Origin of the sequence: Mucilaginibacter xinganensis (assembly GCF_002257585.1) — a bacterium.
Lineage (GTDB): Bacteria > Bacteroidota > Bacteroidia > Sphingobacteriales > Sphingobacteriaceae > Mucilaginibacter > Mucilaginibacter xinganensis.
In genome coordinates, this window is record NZ_CP022743.1 from 3,217,510 (window position 1) to 3,235,655 (window position 18,146).

The 18,146-nt window shown below is 39.7% G+C and carries 18 protein-coding genes; 8 read left to right on the top strand and 10 right to left on the bottom strand.

What is annotated here, in order from left to right; translation table 11 throughout:
• The first annotated feature begins 1 nt into the window (after nt 1).
• From MuYL_RS14050 to MuYL_RS14065, 4 genes are all read left to right on the top strand, one after another.
• Entirely contained in the window at nt 2-1,084 is a 1,083-nt protein-coding gene (locus MuYL_RS14050; RefSeq protein WP_094571175.1) for an efflux RND transporter periplasmic adaptor subunit, read from the top strand.
• A gap of 72 nt (nt 1,085-1,156) precedes the next feature.
• Nucleotides 1,157-1,585, top strand: coding sequence for a MarR family winged helix-turn-helix transcriptional regulator (locus MuYL_RS14055; RefSeq protein ID WP_094571176.1), 429 nt, complete (start codon nt 1,157-1,159; stop codon nt 1,583-1,585).
• A gap of 85 nt (nt 1,586-1,670) precedes the next feature.
• On the top strand, nt 1,671-2,189 hold the full coding sequence (locus MuYL_RS14060; protein WP_094571177.1) for a PepSY-like domain-containing protein: 519 nt from the start codon (nt 1,671-1,673) through the stop codon (nt 2,187-2,189).
• Nucleotides 2,190-2,371: 182 nt separating this feature from the next.
• On the top strand, nt 2,372-3,346 hold the full coding sequence (locus tag MuYL_RS14065; protein ID WP_094571178.1) for an acyltransferase family protein: 975 nt from the start codon (nt 2,372-2,374) through the stop codon (nt 3,344-3,346).
• 69 nt (nt 3,347-3,415) lie between these two features.
• Here MuYL_RS14065 and MuYL_RS14070 read toward each other — a convergent pair whose 3' ends face one another.
• From MuYL_RS14070 to MuYL_RS14110, 9 genes are all read right to left on the bottom strand, one after another.
• Complete coding sequence (locus tag MuYL_RS14070) at nt 3,416-4,612, bottom strand: DUF3179 domain-containing (seleno)protein (RefSeq protein ID WP_094571179.1); 1,197 nt, start codon at nt 4,610-4,612, stop codon at nt 3,416-3,418.
• A 150-nt stretch (nt 4,613-4,762) separates the two neighbouring features.
• Complete coding sequence (locus MuYL_RS14075) at nt 4,763-5,302, bottom strand: carboxymuconolactone decarboxylase family protein (RefSeq protein WP_094571180.1); 540 nt, start codon at nt 5,300-5,302, stop codon at nt 4,763-4,765.
• A gap of 11 nt (nt 5,303-5,313) precedes the next feature.
• Entirely contained in the window at nt 5,314-5,892 is a 579-nt protein-coding gene (locus MuYL_RS14080) for a carboxymuconolactone decarboxylase family protein (protein WP_094571181.1), read from the bottom strand.
• Nucleotides 5,893-5,910: 18 nt separating this feature from the next.
• On the bottom strand, nt 5,911-6,459 hold the full coding sequence (locus MuYL_RS14085) for a carboxymuconolactone decarboxylase family protein (protein ID WP_094571182.1): 549 nt from the start codon (nt 6,457-6,459) through the stop codon (nt 5,911-5,913).
• Between the two features lie 75 nt (nt 6,460-6,534).
• On the bottom strand, nt 6,535-7,785 hold the full coding sequence (locus MuYL_RS14090; RefSeq protein ID WP_094571183.1) for an MFS transporter: 1,251 nt from the start codon (nt 7,783-7,785) through the stop codon (nt 6,535-6,537).
• Nucleotides 7,786-10,554 (bottom strand): TonB-dependent receptor, encoded by a 2,769-nt coding sequence (locus tag MuYL_RS14095; protein ID WP_094571184.1) that lies wholly within the window; start codon nt 10,552-10,554, stop codon nt 7,786-7,788. It abuts the gene before it with no gap.
• 25 nt (nt 10,555-10,579) lie between these two features.
• Complete coding sequence (locus tag MuYL_RS14100) at nt 10,580-11,140, bottom strand: carboxymuconolactone decarboxylase family protein (protein WP_094571185.1); 561 nt, start codon at nt 11,138-11,140, stop codon at nt 10,580-10,582.
• A gap of 179 nt (nt 11,141-11,319) precedes the next feature.
• A complete protein-coding gene (locus MuYL_RS14105; RefSeq protein WP_157740850.1) occupies nt 11,320-11,868 on the bottom strand; it encodes a hypothetical protein in 549 nt (182 codons plus the stop codon).
• A gap of 85 nt (nt 11,869-11,953) precedes the next feature.
• Entirely contained in the window at nt 11,954-12,943 is a 990-nt protein-coding gene (locus MuYL_RS14110; protein WP_094571187.1) for a glycosyl hydrolase family 18 protein, read from the bottom strand.
• A gap of 315 nt (nt 12,944-13,258) precedes the next feature.
• Between MuYL_RS14110 and MuYL_RS14115 the strand changes: the two genes are divergently transcribed.
• Entirely contained in the window at nt 13,259-14,038 is a 780-nt protein-coding gene (locus tag MuYL_RS14115) for a sensor histidine kinase (protein WP_094571188.1), read from the top strand.
• A gap of 24 nt (nt 14,039-14,062) precedes the next feature.
• Here MuYL_RS14115 and MuYL_RS14120 read toward each other — a convergent pair whose 3' ends face one another.
• A complete protein-coding gene (locus tag MuYL_RS14120) occupies nt 14,063-15,379 on the bottom strand; it encodes a DUF3943 domain-containing protein (RefSeq protein ID WP_170309755.1) in 1,317 nt (438 codons plus the stop codon).
• A gap of 367 nt (nt 15,380-15,746) precedes the next feature.
• Between MuYL_RS14120 and MuYL_RS14125 the strand changes: the two genes are divergently transcribed.
• The 3 genes from MuYL_RS14125 to hemA all read left to right on the top strand — a co-directional run bounded on the left by MuYL_RS14125 (nt 15,747) and on the right by hemA (nt 18,140).
• The gene (locus MuYL_RS14125) at nt 15,747-16,169 is read left to right on the top strand and encodes a hypothetical protein (RefSeq protein ID WP_094571190.1); all 423 of its coding nucleotides are present in this window, start codon (nt 15,747-15,749) and stop codon (nt 16,167-16,169) included.
• 18 nt (nt 16,170-16,187) lie between these two features.
• Nucleotides 16,188-16,748: a globin family protein gene (locus MuYL_RS14130; protein WP_094571191.1), complete on the top strand. Its 561-nt coding sequence runs from the start codon at nt 16,188-16,190 to the stop codon at nt 16,746-16,748.
• A 156-nt stretch (nt 16,749-16,904) separates the two neighbouring features.
• Nucleotides 16,905-18,140 (top strand): glutamyl-tRNA reductase, encoded by a 1,236-nt coding sequence (hemA, locus tag MuYL_RS14135; RefSeq protein ID WP_094571192.1) that lies wholly within the window; start codon nt 16,905-16,907, stop codon nt 18,138-18,140.
• Nucleotides 18,141-18,146: the final 6 nt, after the last annotated feature.

An 18,146-nucleotide genomic window follows, 5' to 3' on the forward strand; every position in this document is an offset into this window, starting at 1 on the left:
AATGAAATCAAAAGCCTATTTATTAATAGCGGTTACCTGTTTTTTTGCTGCATGTTCAGGCAATCAAAAACCGGTTGATATAACTAAAGACTCAAAAAAGACTACAGCAAAGTATAATTTTTGTACAGTAACCGAAAAAGCTCTTTCCAGTTCGGCACGATTGCCCGGGCAGCTTATCCCTTTTAATGAGGTTAACATATTTCCAAAAGTTAACGGGTTTGTAAAACAGCTATTTGTTGACCGGGGATCAATTGTTAAAAAAGGACAACTGCTTGTGATTCTTGAAGCGCCCGAAATGGAATCCCAGCTCCAGGCAGCCAATTCGCGCTATTTACAGCAGAAAGAGACTGCACAGGCCAGTAAAGAAAAGTATCAGCGCCTGAAAGACGCAGCTAAAGAACCTGGGTCAGTTTCCCCGTTAGACCTTGATAACGCAGCTGCTAAAATGAAAGCTGATGAGGCTATGGCGCAATCGGAGTATTCAAATGTCGCATCTGTTAGAACAATGCAAGGCTACCTGCACATTTATGCGCCTTTTGACGGGATGATTGTTCAGCGTAACGTATCCCCGGGTGCACTGGTTGCGCCGGGAAAAGCCACAGATCAACCGATGCTGATATTACAGGATATTCATAAAATGCGCCTTGAGGTACAGATTCCTGAAGATTATGTTGACAAGGTAGATTTAAGTAAACCTGTGTCATTTACTTTTAATGCAATGCCTGGCCAGCAGCAAACGGCAAAAATAAGCCGTTCGGCAAATGCATTGGGAAGTATGCGTTCAGAAGCTATTGAAATTGATGTATTAAATAAAAACGGTGCACTGAAGCCGGGAATGTATGCTGAAGTAAACATCCCTATGCTATCAGGCGCAAAATCGCTGCTTGTCCCTAATGATGCAATTATCCGCTCTACTGAAAAAGAATACATCATTAGAGATAGCAACGGTAAAGCCGACCTTGTAGATGTTAAGGAAGGGCTTGCAAGTAATAACAGTACCGAAGTGTTTGGAAATCTTAAAGCTAACGACAAGGTTTTACTTCATGCCTCGGATGAAATTAAACAAGGCGACCAGCTAAATTAATTGAACTGCCGGAATGAATGACTGTTCATTCCGGCTTTAACATTTGTGTTGTACGATTAATAGCACTTTGATATGAATGTGAACGAATCTATTTCGAGCCAGTTAAAGCGCATAGCCAGGTTATATACCAGGCGCCTGTCGGTTGACCTCACCAACCTGAAAATCAATGGTTACTACGAGGTTTTGCTCACCTTGTATGACCAAAAAGAATTTCTGACTCAAAAAAAATTATCAATGTTGTTGCACATAGATAAATCACGCATGGTGAATATCATTTATTATTTAACCCAGAAAGGTTATACTTATGTTGAACAAAATAAGCTGGACAGAAGAGAGCACTTTGTATTCCTTTCTAACAAAGGAGAAGATATTATCCCGCTTATAAAGAGCGCCGTTTTAAAAAATAATTTATTATTAAGAGCGGGCATTACCGAAAATGAGTTTGATAGTTTTATGACCGTGCTGTCAATGGTTGAAAACAACCTGTTAACTGCCTTATAACTATCACAGTTCACATAAAAGTGATTAAGTTTTAAAACAGCTCTTTATAAATTCCCATAACCAGCATTATTAAAATCCTAAAGAGATGAAAATTATCAGACTACCCGGCGTTTTACTTATCGCCCTTTCCTTGTTTGCTTCCAGCAATAGCTTAGCTCAGGCAAGTTTAAAAGTAATTCCGCAGAATGTTATTGAAGCATTTAAAACAAAATATCCAAAAGGAGCGGTTAAAAACTGGAAATCAGAAACTAATGAATACACTGTAAAATTTACCATGGATAAACAAAAATACATCTCCAGTTACGATCAGGAAGGTAACTGGATTCAAACAGTACGCAAAATTAACTGGACATGGGATTTACCCAAACCGGTACAAAACGCTGTTAAACACAGCAAGTATTCAGACTGGACCGTTGACGAAATAAAAGAACTATGGGATTGTTCAGGACATTTTTTTCAACTATTTATTGATAACGGAAATTTACAAATAGATGCATTTCATGAGAATATCTTCATTGAAAATTGGGTAATAGAATTTAATACTAACGGAGACCTTACTGAAAAAAAACGACTTGATAATGCAACTTCCAAAGGATATAAATAAAGAAAACTTACTTACACCTACCTTCTTTAACCCCGGCAAATCAGGCGGTCTGCTTTTTATTTACTCAAGTATATAATGTACAGTAAATTAGCACATAAAAACTACTTTTTTTTCTGGTTATTTGTAATTCGGATATTGCAGATAACTTTATACCACTAAACTCGTGTTACGATTATTAAAAAATGGAAAAAGCATCAAGACTCGGAAATATTGATTTTTTAAAAGGTGTGTTAATAATTCTTGTTATCGCGGGCCATGTTTTACAGGGGCCGGTCCAACAAAATTTTTTAAGATATATTATATATAGTTTTCATATGCCTGTTTTTATCGGCATTAGCGGTTATCTTTTCAACAGTACAAAAAATTCCAATCTTTCTATCTTAGGTTTAATTAATAAATATTGGCTCAGAATAATTGTACCGTGGATAATTGCCGTAATAGTTTATGCACTTATACTGAATCCACATTTTGGTGGCATTAATAAGGAAATTCATTTTATAGAGCATTCTTTTTTGAGCCCATTTTATCACCTTTGGTTTATTCCCGGCTTTTTGAGTTGGGTACTTATAACATGGGTAGCAAAAAAGCTTAAAATCTCTGACGTGTACTTTTTGATCATTAGCGCAATTATCTCCATCGTAGCGCTCATTTTTAATTATTACCCGGAGCTATATCACCAAACTCCTGTTAACAGCACTATAATAATCATCCTGCATACTTTTAAACCCTATTATTTAGTGTTCTTTGTATTTGGCAACTATTTAAAGTCACACCATTTTTCCTTTAACATGGCTGCTATAAAAATTGCAGCCATTAGCAGTTTAGCCGGAATAATTTTAATGTTTTTTTTCAATAGTATTATATTGAGCATCGTTTTGTTATTTGTTTTTAATGCTTTGCTATTAATTATTTTAACAGATGCTGCACAGAAAAACACATTTCCTCATTCTGATAAGTTAGAGTGGATCGGTAAAAATTCATTAGGTATCTATTTATGGCATGTTTTGCCTATCAATATTCTTGAACGGCTTTTGGGCACAGGGAATTTACCACTATTTTACACCGTAACAATCGCCACGGAACTAGCTTTTCTTTTTGTGATGATGCAGATCACAAAGATTAAACTAATCAACAAGTATGTGTTCGGAATGGTTTAGTGGATGTTTTAAATTATGCTAACGAACTTCAACATTTAAGAAACTAATCTTTATAAGCCTGCATTAGTGTTACTGAAATGAGGTACCTGGATGAAAGTGCCTCCATGAATGCAGATATTCCTGGTAGGCCTGAATTTTACCCAGTTGCGCTCCTTTATTTACGCCGGCAGTACATAAACCATCCCAATTCCAGGTTGATACTGTTTCCTGATCGGTTAACAATCCGGCAGGATCAAGGTTAAAATGAAGCTCTTTGCCGTTCACCATCCTGTTCCAAACATGATAGGTAAGACTGTCTTTTTCAAGGCTAACCATAAGTGGCGTATTAGCTAATTTGTCATTAAGCAGTCGTTTTTTCACAAGATTACGCCAATTATATGCCTTAGCCTGCTTATCTACAATTACACCCACTATCCAGCTTTTTCTTACAAGGGTATCTTTATTTTTGATCGTACTGTCTTTATCTATGGCCTGGATCCGGTCGTAATTTTTTAAATCATTGTAATCCGTTAAATAATGGCTGTCCGGCTGTAAAATAAGTGAACCCGGATATTTGGCCAGCCATGCCCCCAGCGTTGATTGCTCGTAATACAACTCTTTTAAATGGCTCCCCTTAAGTGGCCCCGCGGCGGCAATACCGGTAGCCTGGTACCACCAACTTTTGGTTGCAGCGTCCTCAATTACTGCGTTATAGTGCCTTGCGCCTACCAGGCGAAAATCCTGCCTTTTGCCATTAACAACCGGACTAAATACACGTCCGGTGCGGCACATGGTACAATAAGTAACCAGCACAGGTTCGCCGCCAACATTGTCCTGTACCTTATGATGGTACCCCAGATAAACCAGCGGATAAGCCTTTGCAACACCATTATTAACCACACCTAATATCACAAGACTCTCTGGTACATGGTTATGTACCGCATTAGCGAAACTTACTGTTTTGGGTTCTTCAAACATGGTTTCAGCTTTATACAAAACATCGCTCACATAAAAGGTACCCAGGTAAAATACTAATGCCGCTACTTTAATCACCTTATTTTTAAGTGTATTTGCCGTAAAATACTTTACAATATAAAAAAGCACCATTATAGCACCGGCTATGCGCAACGGGGTTATGATTTTTTCAAGATAATAGGATACGGTTATAGCGTTGAGGTCCTGGCTGCCCGGGAACGGCATTAAAAGGTAAGCATGTACAAGTCCCGGAATCAGTAATAAGCAGAACCCTATCCAAAAAATCCAGGGACTGGTTTTATTCTCTATCATTTAAATATCAGGTTAATTGGCGGATTGAATATAGATAATAATAATAATACTTTGTCAAATTTATCTTGAGAAAAAGAATCAGGAAACCAGGATAGCCGATGTCTAATCTTTACTCCTGGTTTCCTGACTCTTTGACTCTATATCCTGAAACTAATACTTTCCATAGCCAACGAAGGCCATGCGTTCGCCCATTTCTTTATAGGCCTCGTTAGGTTCAGGCGCCCAGGTCCCTAACCCGTCAACGTACCGGTTAAACATGCAAAATGCTGCAGCAATCAATACGGTGTCGTGAATCTCGCTATCAACAGCACCCTTTTCGCGGGCTGCTGCCACATCAGCCTCCGATACATTTTCACCCCCCTTTTGTACCTGATGCGCGATATGTAGTAAAGCCCTTAATTTTTCTGACACCGGGGTATTTGGCAATCCGGCCTTAATATCGTCAATTAAATTAAGTCCACTGTTCAGGTGGGCCGCCGCCGCCGCTGCGTGAGATGTGTGACAAAAATGGCATTGGTTCCACCATGATACCGATGCTGCAATAATCTCCCTTTCGCCGCTGTTCAGCTCCGATGGTCCACGTAATAATGTTTCCGCCAGGTCAAGTAGTGGTTTTGCAGTTTCCGGCCTGTAGTTTAATAACCCTACAATACCGGGTAATTCTTCATTTTTTAATTTAATATGTGCCATAATTTCATTTTTTAAATTTTTTCGGTTAATACTATTTCACTTACTTTGGGCGGAGGAGTCAGGTATCCCTCGCGGGCGCGTTGCTCCCCCATCTTATCATATAACTCGTCATTATCAGGTTGCCAGGTGGCGAGTCCGTCCACGTATCGGTTATACATGCAAAAAGCTGCTGCTATCAAAACTGTATCATGTATCTCAATATCTGTTGCGCCTTGGCTGCGGGCCAACACTACATCGGCGGTAGTTACATTTTTACCGGCAACCTGCACTTTTGCTGCAATTCTTAATAAAGCCTTTAATTTATTGCTGATGGGTGCGTTTTCAGGGTTATCCAATACCTGTTTAACGACTTCAGCGTCATTACCCAATTGATGTTTAGCAATAGCACCATGAATATTAGTACAATAAAAGCAAGCATTCAGGTTTGACGTATAGGTAGCGATCAATTCCCTTTCTCCCGCGCTAAGCGAAGAATGCGGGTTATGAAGTAATACCTGCACTAAGTTATTTAAAGGTGCAGCGGTAACTGGCCTGTACATAAATAAACTCCGGATGCCCGGGAAGTCATTTGACAAATTAATATGTGGCATAAACAGTTGATTAATGATTTATTTGTAGACACTCGATTGATAACCTTCTTCGGCACGCCGTGGGGCTCTTTCCACATAAAATAGCCTGTCCTGCGGCGCCCAGGTGTCTAACCCATCAACATAACGATTGAACATGCAGAACGCTGCAGCAATTAAAACCGTATCATGTATTTCTGCATCTGTTGCACCTGCCGCTTTTGCTGCTGCTATTTGCGGAACTGTCACTTGCTTCCCTCCTTTTTGAACGCTTCCGGAGATGCCGAGCAAAGCCTTCATTTTAGCTGATATTTCGGCTGAACTGAAATTTCTCTTGATATCATCTATTTGGCCTGTATCACATTTCAGATAATGCCCAGCCAAGGCCCCATGTACATTCTGACAAAAAAAGCAATCATTGAGGTAAGATACATAAGTACCTATGAGTTCCCGCTCGCCACGCGTTAGCGTGTTATTATCATCCCGCAACAAAACCTCTGCTAAAGCATTTAACGGTTTCGCAGTTTCAGGGCGGTAAGCCATCGGCCCGCGAATGCCTGGTAAATCATTTCCGAATTCTATATGTGCCATAATTTTAATTTTTATGTAGATAATTTAGCTAAGTATTTTAAATTTTAATATTCGTCCTAATTTCAATTTCCGGCTTTATTGATAATCTGACGGTTGAATATTCCGTGCGAACAAAACAACAAATAGGCCCAACAAAAACACCAGTGAAAAAACGAACAATGCATTTCCATAACCGCCCAGTGTTGTTACAAGGATGCCCACAAACAATACGGCGGCAGCTGTAAACAATCGCCCCGCATTAAAACAAATACCGGTGGCTGATGCCCTCACTGCTGTTGGAAACAATTGCGGAATATAGACTGAAAGGATTCCCTGGCTGGCTCCGAAAAACAGCGCGAGTACGGCGATTTCCGCATAAATACCGACAGAAAATGACAGGTTAGTTTTAAAAAGCACAAATGCCATTATCGTACATACCGTAAATGACGTAATTAATGACCGTCTTAAGCCCATCAGATTAACCAGCCAACCTGAGAAAAACCCACCGGTTAAGCCCCCCATGCCAAGGCACATCATGCTCAATCCACGCTCTTTATGTGCGTCGCCTGTGATCAGGCTTTGGATCCAGGTGGGCATCCATGAGAATATGGCCCATAAACCTATCAGCATCGTTCCAAAAATTAGCGAGCCTATTAAAAGGGCTTTCCTGTTTTGCGCCGAGAATAGCTGTTGCGTTGCCGCAGGTAGACTTAATTTTTCATACTTGTGCTTAATCCATACTGCCGATTCATTGATAAACCAACAACCCAGCAACGCGAGCAAGACAGGCACAGCGCCGATAAAGAATCCCTGGCGCCACGAGGTAACAAAATAATTAATTGCGCCGGCTGAAAATATGCCTACCGGGAAAGAAATAGACAAGATACCTGTATAAACAGCTTTACTCTTTTGCGGCCAAACTTCGCTTAATAATGTAAAAGCAATTACAAGGTCTCCCCCTACGCCAAAACCGCTAAAAAAACGACAGGCCATAATACCGTACCAGTTGGTCATAAAACCAGTTAAAATGGTAAATACGCCGTAACTCGCAACTGCAAGTAACAAGGCCTTTTTTCTGCCTATCCTGTCGCTAATGATTCCCCATAGAAATCCACCTATCGCCCAACCGAAAATAAACAGGGAATTGATGGAGCCGCTTAAATAATTAAGCTGCTCCGGGCTCTTATCTCCCTGCATTTCTTTCACCACAACAGGCAAATAAACAGACATTAAAGTTGATACCGCCCCGCCAAAAGCACTGCTCACAAAACAAATTGTAAATAGTGCGGCAAGTTTAGCGGAGGTTAACTGCGGCTTTTGCAACGCGTTTATACTTAATGTTTCCATCTATCTTAATAAATTATCGAAAGTTATTGCCACGTAATAAATTGCACCAATTGACGGCGAACCATAAGCCTGGTAAACATGGTTATTAAATATATTGCTCGCGCCCAGTTTAACGGTTGCGTTAGCTTTAGGAAGTTTTTTATTAACCTGCAAATCAACAAGTGAATAAGCGTTTATCCGGCCCGGTCTCTCAGCATTAAATGTCCCGTACCAGTCAAACGCGCTTTGCCAATGCCAGTTCACATTAAACCCATAACCATTTGAAACATTGCTATTAGCAAACATCATATTGCCGCTCCACTTTGGTGTATTGAAAGCCGCTACGTTATTTTGATTGGCTTTACCCAAATCAAATGTTGCAAGGGTAACATTAGCACCTGCTGAATATCCTTTCGGTATTAAATAAGTTAACCCCGCTCCGGCTCCCTGCTCAGAAACTTTATCAGAAGCATTGGTATATAGCTGGAACGCATGAATCTTACCATTAAGAATATCGCTGGCTGCTGCCGGGTTAATTTCACCATCGTTACCGATTACGTTATCCTGCGGTGCTATAACAACCGTATTTAATATAAAGTCGGTGTAGCTACTGTAATAATAATTTATATCTATTAATAGCTTATCTGCTATTAAGCCTTTGTAACCCAGTTCAAATGCTTTTTGTTGTTCAGGTTTTATATAGGCTACATTTGACTTCTTCAGCAGGTCTTTATTATCTGCAACAGCTTGTGGGAAGGGCTTTCCGTTGGCAACGTCAGCACCGAACGCACCACCAAAAGCACTCACGGATGCCGCAGTAAATGAATTTTGATATACAGTTAAGTTTTTGCTGTTGGCAGGTGCGCCACCCAAAATGGTGATGGGCCCAACATTCAGGTTAATATATTGATCAACCGGCGTTGGATTGCGAAAGCCTGTTTGATAGGACGCCCTAAAGTTGTTATTATGATCAACACTATAAACAGCTGAAAATCTGGGTGTAAAACTACCTTTAAAATTCTCATTCTTGTCATAACGCACCGAAGCCAGCAGTCCCAGTTTGTTATCAAATAGTTTTTTACCCGCCTGCACAAAAGCCCCGTATTCATCAATTGTTATCCGGTGTTCTTTATCATCAAACAGACTTCCGTTGGTAAACATGCTATAATGACGTATGTTGCCTCCTGCCTGCAAATCAAATATTTTAATAGCACTGCTAAAATCATATTGACCTTCGGTATGATAAAACTTGCTGTTGCTAAACACACCTGCACCACTTAATCCATAATTATGAATTGATACATCTTTAGCCTGGTTAAAGGCCGCCGTTCCGGGAATCAGCCTGCCCTGATCGGCAAACGCGCGAGCTGTGTTATTATCGTGCGCGGCAACACCACTTATACTCCCGTTAAAAGCATCCTGGTACCTGGTGAACCACATGGCATCAGCTTTGTCAGGTGTTACGGTATTGCCATTCAGGTCCTGTACCCAATCACGGTTAATGAATTGTGCCAGCGAACGGGTGTTATAGGAATCATGTGAATTTTCGATAACAGCATAGCTTCTTAAAAAGAAGTTACTACCCTTTAATTCAAGGCGATGCGTTTCTAACACAAAATTGTTCAGATCATACCTGCTGCTACCCGTGTAGCTTGCAGTTCCTCGTCCATAATTATACTGGTAAATAGCTTCAAGGTTATTATTAAATTTATATTCCAGCGCACCGTTTAGTTTTAAACTATAAACATTGTAATTCATGAGGTCTTTCTCTTCGTAACCCGTCCTTGAAACCAGGCCAATACCCGGCAGTGTTTGTGAAACCTCATCGCCATAAATATTGAGCGCATCCCGTCCCGGATTATTAGGCCCCCGCATTGAAGGAGCCGTTTGTGCACTAATATCTGTGTAGTTATCGGCATACCAATCTTTCCCTGTCAGGTATGATGCGTTTATCTTAAAGGCAAACTTGTTGTTAAAAGCCTTTGCATATCGCAGGGCAAAATCATAAAGTCCTTTAGCGCCAACGCCGGTTTCGCCTATGTGATTGATCCCTGACTTAGCCTGTAGTGTTAAGCCCTGGTATTCAAATGCATCTTTAGTATGTAGCAGCATCGCCCCGTTAAATGCCACCGGCCCGTATAGTGCCGAAGCTGCGCCGGGAATTACCTCAACACTCTCTATATCAATGTCTGACGCACCGAATAAATTACCCACTGCAAAGTTCAGGCCCGGAGTTTGGTTATCAACCCCATCAACAAGCTGTAAAAAGCGCGGGTTACCTGTATCGTTAAAACCACGCGTGTTCACCTGTTTATAAGTAAGGCTGCTGGTTACCGCCTCTATTCCTTTCATATTTTGAAGCCCGTCGTAAAATGTAAATGATGGGTTTTCCCTGACGGCCTTTTGATTCATCTTCTCAATACTTACCGGTGAATTAAGGCTAGTTTGATTAACCCTTGTTGCAGCTGTTACTACCTCATTAAGTACTACAGCTAATTGTTTAAGGCTAACATTATTATTGCCGGTTGCGCTATTAACGATAATTTCCTTATTGCCGTAGCCGACAGTAGTAATTTCAAGCGTAACCGGAAATTTTAAGTGATCAGCATTAAGGGTGTAATGCCCCCTGCTATCAGTAATGGTGCCCGCTATTTTTCCTTTAACGGTGATGCTGGCTCCGTTAATGGGCTGATTGCTTAAAGTATCCGTTATGGTTCCGCTTATCCGGACTTGCTGCGCGTAAATTTTTGCGCAGCTTAATAGTAAAATTATTAGGAAAAGTTTTTTCATTGTGATTAAAGTTGACTGGTTATAATTATTTTTTTAAATGGTCATATCCCTGCGGAAGGCGCATATAGCCGTTATTGATCAGCCTTTCCGCCAGGACATCAAAATATCCGGGATCAGCCGGTAAAGCAGTGCCTAAGCCATCCACATACCTGTTATAAAGACAAAAAAGCGCCGCTATTAAAACGGTGTCATGTATTTCCAGATCGGTTGCGCCTTCGGCTTTTGCTTTTTCTATATGGGTTGTGGTTACCAATTTTCCGCTTTCTCTTACGCTATCGGCGATAGTTAAGAGCGTTTTCATTTTTTCGCTAACAGGGGCCGCAGCGATATCTGTTTTTACCATTCCGGCGGTTTCGCTTTCGCCTAGAAACAGGTCGGCAGCGGCAGTATGCGCTGCAGTGCAAAACTTACAGTTGTTACCGTTCGATACAACTGTAGCTATTAATTCACGCTCACCTTCCGTAAGTGTTGATGTACCGCGTAATAAGATTTGGGTTAGCTCGCGAATAGGCTGAGCGGTATCTTTACGAAATTCCAATAAGCCGGTAATACCCGGCAGGTGTTCTTCAACTGCAATATGTGGCATAATTTGATTAAATAAAATTGATGAATGGCCGGAAAGCAGGACGGGCTATTTATTGCACAAATAATTAATGCAGCCGGACGAACAACAAATCATATAAGCTGTTGCCATCAAAAATGAGGATGCAGTAATATCGGGAAACAAATAAGTTAGGATGCTATTCCGGTATAAGCTAACTGAGTTTAGCAGAAATATTTGGGTGGTTGCTCCGGAATATCAAGAAAATTTGACAACAACTGCTGAAATGGTTGTATGGTATAGATTTTTACACTTTTGATAGTCGCATTAAACGCAAATTGCACAAAATTGAACTGAAACTTCTCTATTGTGTTTAATTTGCTAAAAGGAACATGCTCCTTTTTAGGTACCGGGATATCCTTTATATGCTTTGCTGTTATTATGTTTTCGCCGGAAAGCTGTGTTGTTTCATAGTTCGGAACGCACATCAGGTAAATGGCGGTGCGAGTTATTTTCATCTTTACATAGTTATAACTAGCGCTCTCAAACTGGATATGACCGCTCACATTTTCGTATGATGCCCATTCAGTTATACCAGGCATATTCACAGGCACCCTGATCTCGGTCAGGTCATGAACATTATACTTATTCTTGCTGGTTTGTTCATCGAAAAATCGTTCGGCCTTGTAGGTAAAATATTGGTGCAATAGCAAATACCCTCCGATATTAAACAGGTGAAATGAAAGCAACGTGATGGCGATAAATCGTCTCAATATTTTATCAGGTTATTTGGCTTTTTAAATTTGCGCTTAAAAGACCATATTTCAAAATTATTTTTTTATTATCAAAGAAACAATGTTACCTGCCTGCCTTTATCGCTTCATTTATTACGTTTAGCAATGATTTGCTTCCTGTACCATCGCCCATCAATTGCCATATCATCACACCACCTGCATTTTCAAGCGCAAGCTTTACTTTGTTTTTAATGGTTGCAATGCCGTTGTAATAAATAATTCCACCACCTGCAACAGCAAGTTCATCCATGTTTTCAGCTCCAGGGTACTGCGTTACCAGGGCATTGAAATTTATATCTGCCGGAGCACCGGAACCGAAACCATAACCATAAAAGGGAACCCCAAGACTGAGCTTTCTTTTGGCAATTCCCCGGGTGTTAGTCCAGTAATCCAAATCAGAAACGGCCATGTCAAATGGCGCATGCTGACCCGGATTCGAGGGCCGCCACGGGCCAGTTTTATCGTACGACATGATGTTTATGAAGTCATATTCAGCCAGCGCTTTATCAGTATATTGTGACTTGTAAGCCGTAGCAACAGCCGCTGTAAGTAACTTTTTCGCCTGTTTTAAAGCAGCAGACAACTCCGTTACAAAAGATTGATAGTTATTATCAATCCGCTCGCCTTCAAGGTCTACGTCAATGCCATCCAGGTTGTTATCGGCAACCAGTTTAACAAGGTTCGTTATTAAAGTGGCGCGTAAGGTATCCGATAAAAGTGAAGAATAATACGCAGGTGCAGATCCGCCACCTATTGATATTAAAACTTTTGTATTTTTTTCATGGGCCGAGGTTACTATTTTACTTAAAGCAGGTATGGCAGAAAATTTAGCGCCCGCATCCGGGTTGATAAATGCTATGTTAAGATAATTTATCCTGTCAAAGTCAAAACCATTAGTCGCCCCACTTTCTATACTGTGTAGCGTGAGGTAGCCAACAACCCTGAAAACTGCGTTATCTGCCGCTCCATTTACTTTTACCTGGGCGCTACTTTTTTTATGTACTGATAAAAGCGCCAACAACAATAAAGCCCCAAAAAGTCTATTTATATTCATTTGTGTTATAAGCGTAATTTTTGCTGGTAATATACAATGTATCCGTTAAACAGACTCTTTTTAGTTTGGTAACGGTAATTAGTTAGATAGGTGCAATTTATTATAGCTTAAACAACACTTTAATAAAATTTGACGTATAACAAGTTCAATCTAACTTTAATACCCTTTGGAGGAATTTATGACATTTTTTTTACTTTTAAGAAAACTATTTTAGGTTTAATTAGCTTTTAACGGTTAATGTTGCAAAATTAGCCAGGTATTAAAAATTTATAGTCCAGCTGAAGCCCTTTAAATTTATATTATTCACAATTTTAAATGATAAGTAACGCCATCAAACAAAACAGATTGAGCCACCAGCAACTTATATTGCAAAACAAGCAGTTACAACGTTCATTAGATGAAATGGAACGAATTAATAAAAACTACCTGCGTATTATGCGTGTAATGGCTCACGATCTCCGGAACCCCATCTCAGGCATAACCGGACTAGCAGCGATGCTGATGGTTGAGGATGAGCTTTCCGAAGATAGTAAAACCATGGTTAAGTTGATAGAAACAACTGGAATTCATTCATTGGAAATGATAAACGAGTTGTTAAAAACAGGACTTGCCAATGAAAATGAGCATTTGGTAAAACAGCGTATTGATTTAAAATCAATGATGCGCGATTCTGTTGAATTGCTCCAGTTCCAGGCGAAGGGCAAGCATCAGCAAATAATTTTTGATAATAATGACTTTCCGATAATGGCAGACGTTAATTATGAAAAGATATGGCGGGTTATAAATAATTTAATAGTAAACGCTATTAAATTTAGTTATCAGGGTGGAATTATCAAAGTAAATATTAAAGAAGAAAATAACCGAATCAGTATCTCAGTTGCCGACAACGGGATTGGTATCCCTGATGATCAGAAAGACGCTGTTTTTGAAATGTTTACCCCGGCAAAAAAAAACGGAACGTTTGGCGAACAGCCTTTTGGTCTTGGTTTATCCATCTCGAAAAAGATCATCGATTTGCATAATGGAAAGATCTGGTTTGAAAACAATGGAAATAAAGGAACAGTTTTTTATGTTGAATTGCCCGGCCTGGCTTAAATATTAGCGGCATTTTCGCTGTAATTATTGAAAGTTTACCGCGTATCTTATCGATGTCCTGAAATAAGGATACCTGCTGTTTACATTATCAAAATGTTTATAATATCCGCTAAGGGTTAAATATCCGGGTTCAGCATTAATTGCCAGATTTTTCAAAATTTTATAGCTAAACTCCGTTGATAAAGTGTGTAAAAAATAATGCGAGGCATTACCGTTTAAAGTTACCAGCCAGCCGCCGCGATAATTAATATTGTAGCTTAATTTATCGGCGATGCTTATTCCCCCTGAGAGATTTATGCCGGCGCCGGAACCATAATCGTAATTACGACCCCGGATGGGATATTTATCAGGCACAGCGCCCAATATCAAAACACTGCCACCTAATGATGTATTAATGATCACATTCTTCGAAATATCATATTCCGACACGATGTTAAGCCGCAGGCTTTGTGCACCGAAAAAGAAAGCCACATTCCTGATGTAATCGTAATTGGCCGACAAAATTGCCAGGTGCTGATGGCTTTCAGTCGAGCTGATTTCCCAACCGGCCAATGAGCCGTGTACGCTTAAAACGTTTACCAGGGTACTATCATCTTTTCCAAATTCGGCATTAACAGCAATATTGCTAAAGGGTGTTCTATAGTTTTCATAAGGAGTGCCGTATAGCAGTCTGATGTGCCCATACCAACCAGTTTTCTTATCCTTATTACCGGTATTGAAAGTTCTGGCTCCTAAATCAAATTCAGCATATATATGAGAAGAGTCACGTTCGGTTGAATTTCCATAAACCTTACCCCATTTACCAGTGGTTATTCGTTTTAATCCGTTCATAGGATTCACTAAAAAACCCGCCACTTCCTCAATCTGCCTTTTAGCTCCCCTGGTATGATTATTAATTATCTTGTTTGCCAGCCGGTAGGTCATCTCTCCCAGTATTATTCCGCCATAACTTGTGTTTATAAAATCGTTGGGCGATGGGGGCTGATTTTCGGCAAAAGTTTCCCATAAATAACTTCCGGCAAAAGTAGCCGGCGCTGCCTGCCAGAAAGAATAACCATTAACCCTGAAAGCGCTGTAAAAATTACTGCCATGATAAGGATGCCCAAACTGGTTGGTTTGAAAACCATCATTATCAAATTCCCAACTGGAAGGTTTGATATTATTCCCTATAACTTTCCACGAGATCCTGGCGTAGTCCTTGTTTGCTACATAGCGGTCAAATGTCCATGGAATTAGTTCTGCCAGGCCAAAATCCAGTGCTGCATTTCCAAAATTTTTATGACGGGAGATCTCGTCTGGCCGGGTTGTCAAACGGAGCACACTATCAGGAGGATGCCGCATTTTTACCCGAAGTTGCGACAAAACGGCCCCAGGTAATAATAATGCTATTAAAAAAAACAGCCCGCAAAAGATACTTGGCTTGCACTTCAACTTTTTAGACATTAAAAATATTAAACTCATTCCTTAAAGTTTTGCGCCGCTATAAAAGTACTGAGTTTATCTTAACTAACCGCGCTTTAATAAGGCATAACCTTTACCATGTTGATACCAAAAACCATCCCTTCAAACTACCTTTTAGTAAACAAAGATTATTTTTTAAAAAAAAATTAAAACCAGGCGTAACGAAATTACCGTAAGTGTAACTGAAATGTAATTTTTTATCATTCAAATAATTAATCCTGATCCGCTAACAATTAAAAACATCAACATGAAAAAGACCATCAAAAAAGTTCTGCTTTATGCCTCAGCTACCTTCCTCTTCCTGGTAGTGGTATTGGCCGTTCACATCTACTATGTTTACCGTCCTGCCCCTAACGCAAACACAAGGGTGATGGCACGTATTGACATTAAACAACCGGTGACACAGGATGAGGCCAACAACATCTCTACATGGATGTCACATCAAAAAGGCATTGACCATGTTATGATCAATCCTCAAAATAATATTGTAGTATTTACCTTTTTCCCGGTAAAAACCACAGGCGACAAAATTGCAGAAGACTTTAAGACAAAGTTTAACCTGGAAGCCGAAAGATTTGTCCCTACACAAAATGACCTTAAAAGCGGCTGCCCTGTAGCAGCAACTTCTTACACTTATAAAGTTTACAAATTAATTTCCCAAATCATATAACTCTTAAAAATCATAAACATGAAAAACTTATCAAATTTATTTTTAGCTGCTGCAGCATTAGTATCCGTATTGGCGATAGAATCGTGCAGCAACAAATCAAACAATGTTACCCCTGTAAAAGCGACATTGTACGACTCATTAGGCGGAACAGCACTGGTAGCGGACCCTGCAAAACCAGGAACAATGATTGAAACCGGTCGTTTAGGCATCCGCTCAGTTATTGACAGTACTATTTTTGTTATTGCCGGCGACTCAAGGATCAACGGTCACTTTACTGTTTTATTGGCAGAAGTAACCAAGGGCGATCTTTCAGGCTTTAGCGAACTAAGTGACAACCTTACAACATTTGTTGCGGTAGCCACTGGCGCAAAAGATTACAAATACCAGGGGATGGACATGGTAGCAGCTCATGATCCGGCGCAAAATAACCGTATGAATGGTAAAGCATCAAGCGCAGATTTTGACGCATTTGTTGACGACGTTGTTAAAGGCGCCAACAAAAATAAGCTACCGGCTAATTTGATTGGTTCACTTGGTAAAATCATCGTTAGCCTGAAATCACAAGTGGTTCAGAAATAATATTTGCCCTCTCTGTCTAACACAAAAGCCCGGAAATAATCCGGGTTTTTTGTTGGATAATTAACAAGAAATCTTGTTGACAATTGAATGACAAATTAGCATTAACAATAGAAACCAACCGGTAAAAAAATACGTAATTAATTAAAAATCAAATCAATGCAGCATTTAATTAATCCAATTGATATTTCACAATTTTACGCCATCGGCATAAATTATAAAAAATCTGAAGCAAATATCAGGGGTCAATACGCTGTTAACAATGAAAGCAATAGCCGGATCCTGCAGCTTGCAAATTCCCGTCAGGTGAATAGCATGTTTATTTTATCTACCTGTAACCGAACCGAAATTTACGGTTTTGCAACCAATCCAGAGCACCTTATTGACCTGCTTTGTACCGAAACAAAAGGTTCAAAAGAAACTTTTAAAGAACTGTGTTACATCAAAAACGGGACCTGCGCAATTGAACACCTGTTTAATGTTGGTGCAGGGCTGGATTCTCAAATCCTGGGTGATTATGAAATAATTTCCCAACTAAAGCAAGCCGTAAAGTTTTCAAAAGAACGCGGTTTTATCAACTGTTTTTTAGAGCGATTATTTAACTATGTTCTGCAGTCTTCAAAAGTTATAAAAAATCAAACCACATTAAGCGGCGGTACAGTTTCCGTTTCATTTTCCGCTATACAATACATAAAAAGCCATGTCATTATTAACGCTGATGTTAAGATTTTACTTGTTGGTACAGGAAAAATCGGACGTAATACTTGCAAAAATCTGGTCGATTATTTAAAAACCAACAACATTACCCTCATTAACAGGTCGGTAGAAAAAGCGAAAGAACTGGCGGAAGAATTAGGGTTAAAACATGCGCCTTTAAACCAATTAGAGGATGAGATTTGTTCATCCGATATTATCCTGGTTGCTTCAAATTCGCCAGAGCCGGTTATCTTGACATCACATCTTAAAAACGCTGGCAATAAGTTAATCATCGACCTTTCAATTCCCTATAATGTAGAGGAATCAGCCCAAAAATTAGTTAATATACAGCTAATTAACGTTGATACCCTGTCAAAACTTAATGATGAAACGCTGAGCAAAAGAAAAGGTGAAATACCAAAGGCAAAACAAATAATTGCTGAACAAACTGACAGTTTTATGGAATGGTATAACATGCGTAAAAATGCTCCGGCTTTAAACGCTATCAAAACCACCTTAGGCCTGTTATCTGTTAATCAGCAACTTTCGGCAAGTAAAAATCTTGATTATCCGTGTGTAATCATCCAGCAAAAAATCCAAAAAGTGGTAAATGGGGCAGCGTTTAAAATGCGATCGACCAATCAATACGGTTGCCAATATATTGAAGCAATAAATGAATTCTTCAGCATAGCTATTTGATAATTA

Bases quoted from the DNA above. Each gene is read 5' to 3' on its own strand.
- MuYL_RS14050 (WP_094571175.1), top strand. From the start codon at position 2: ATGAAATCAAAAGCCTATTTATTAATAGCGGTTACCTGTTTTTTTGCT.
- MuYL_RS14055 (WP_094571176.1), top strand. From the start codon at position 1,157: ATGAATGTGAACGAATCTATTTCGAGCCAGTTAAAGCGCATAGCCAGG.
- MuYL_RS14060 (WP_094571177.1), top strand. From the start codon at position 1,671: ATGAAAATTATCAGACTACCCGGCGTTTTACTTATCGCCCTTTCCTTG.
- MuYL_RS14065 (WP_094571178.1), top strand. From the start codon at position 2,372: ATGGAAAAAGCATCAAGACTCGGAAATATTGATTTTTTAAAAGGTGTG.
- MuYL_RS14070 (WP_094571179.1), bottom strand. From the start codon at position 4,612: ATGATAGAGAATAAAACCAGTCCCTGGATTTTTTGGATAGGGTTCTGC.
- MuYL_RS14075 (WP_094571180.1), bottom strand. From the start codon at position 5,302: ATGGCACATATTAAATTAAAAAATGAAGAATTACCCGGTATTGTAGGG.
- MuYL_RS14080 (WP_094571181.1), bottom strand. From the start codon at position 5,892: ATGCCACATATTAATTTGTCAAATGACTTCCCGGGCATCCGGAGTTTA.
- MuYL_RS14085 (WP_094571182.1), bottom strand. From the start codon at position 6,459: ATGGCACATATAGAATTCGGAAATGATTTACCAGGCATTCGCGGGCCG.
- MuYL_RS14090 (WP_094571183.1), bottom strand. From the start codon at position 7,785: ATGGAAACATTAAGTATAAACGCGTTGCAAAAGCCGCAGTTAACCTCC.
- MuYL_RS14095 (WP_094571184.1), bottom strand. From the start codon at position 10,554: ATGAAAAAACTTTTCCTAATAATTTTACTATTAAGCTGCGCAAAAATT.
- MuYL_RS14100 (WP_094571185.1), bottom strand. From the start codon at position 11,140: ATGCCACATATTGCAGTTGAAGAACACCTGCCGGGTATTACCGGCTTA.
- MuYL_RS14110 (WP_094571187.1), bottom strand. From the start codon at position 12,943: ATGAATATAAATAGACTTTTTGGGGCTTTATTGTTGTTGGCGCTTTTA.
- MuYL_RS14115 (WP_094571188.1), top strand. From the start codon at position 13,259: ATGATAAGTAACGCCATCAAACAAAACAGATTGAGCCACCAGCAACTT.
- MuYL_RS14120 (WP_170309755.1), bottom strand. From the start codon at position 15,379: ATGCGGCATCCTCCTGATAGTGTGCTCCGTTTGACAACCCGGCCAGAC.
- MuYL_RS14125 (WP_094571190.1), top strand. From the start codon at position 15,747: ATGAAAAAGACCATCAAAAAAGTTCTGCTTTATGCCTCAGCTACCTTC.
- MuYL_RS14130 (WP_094571191.1), top strand. From the start codon at position 16,188: ATGAAAAACTTATCAAATTTATTTTTAGCTGCTGCAGCATTAGTATCC.
- hemA (WP_094571192.1), top strand. From the start codon at position 16,905: ATGCAGCATTTAATTAATCCAATTGATATTTCACAATTTTACGCCATC.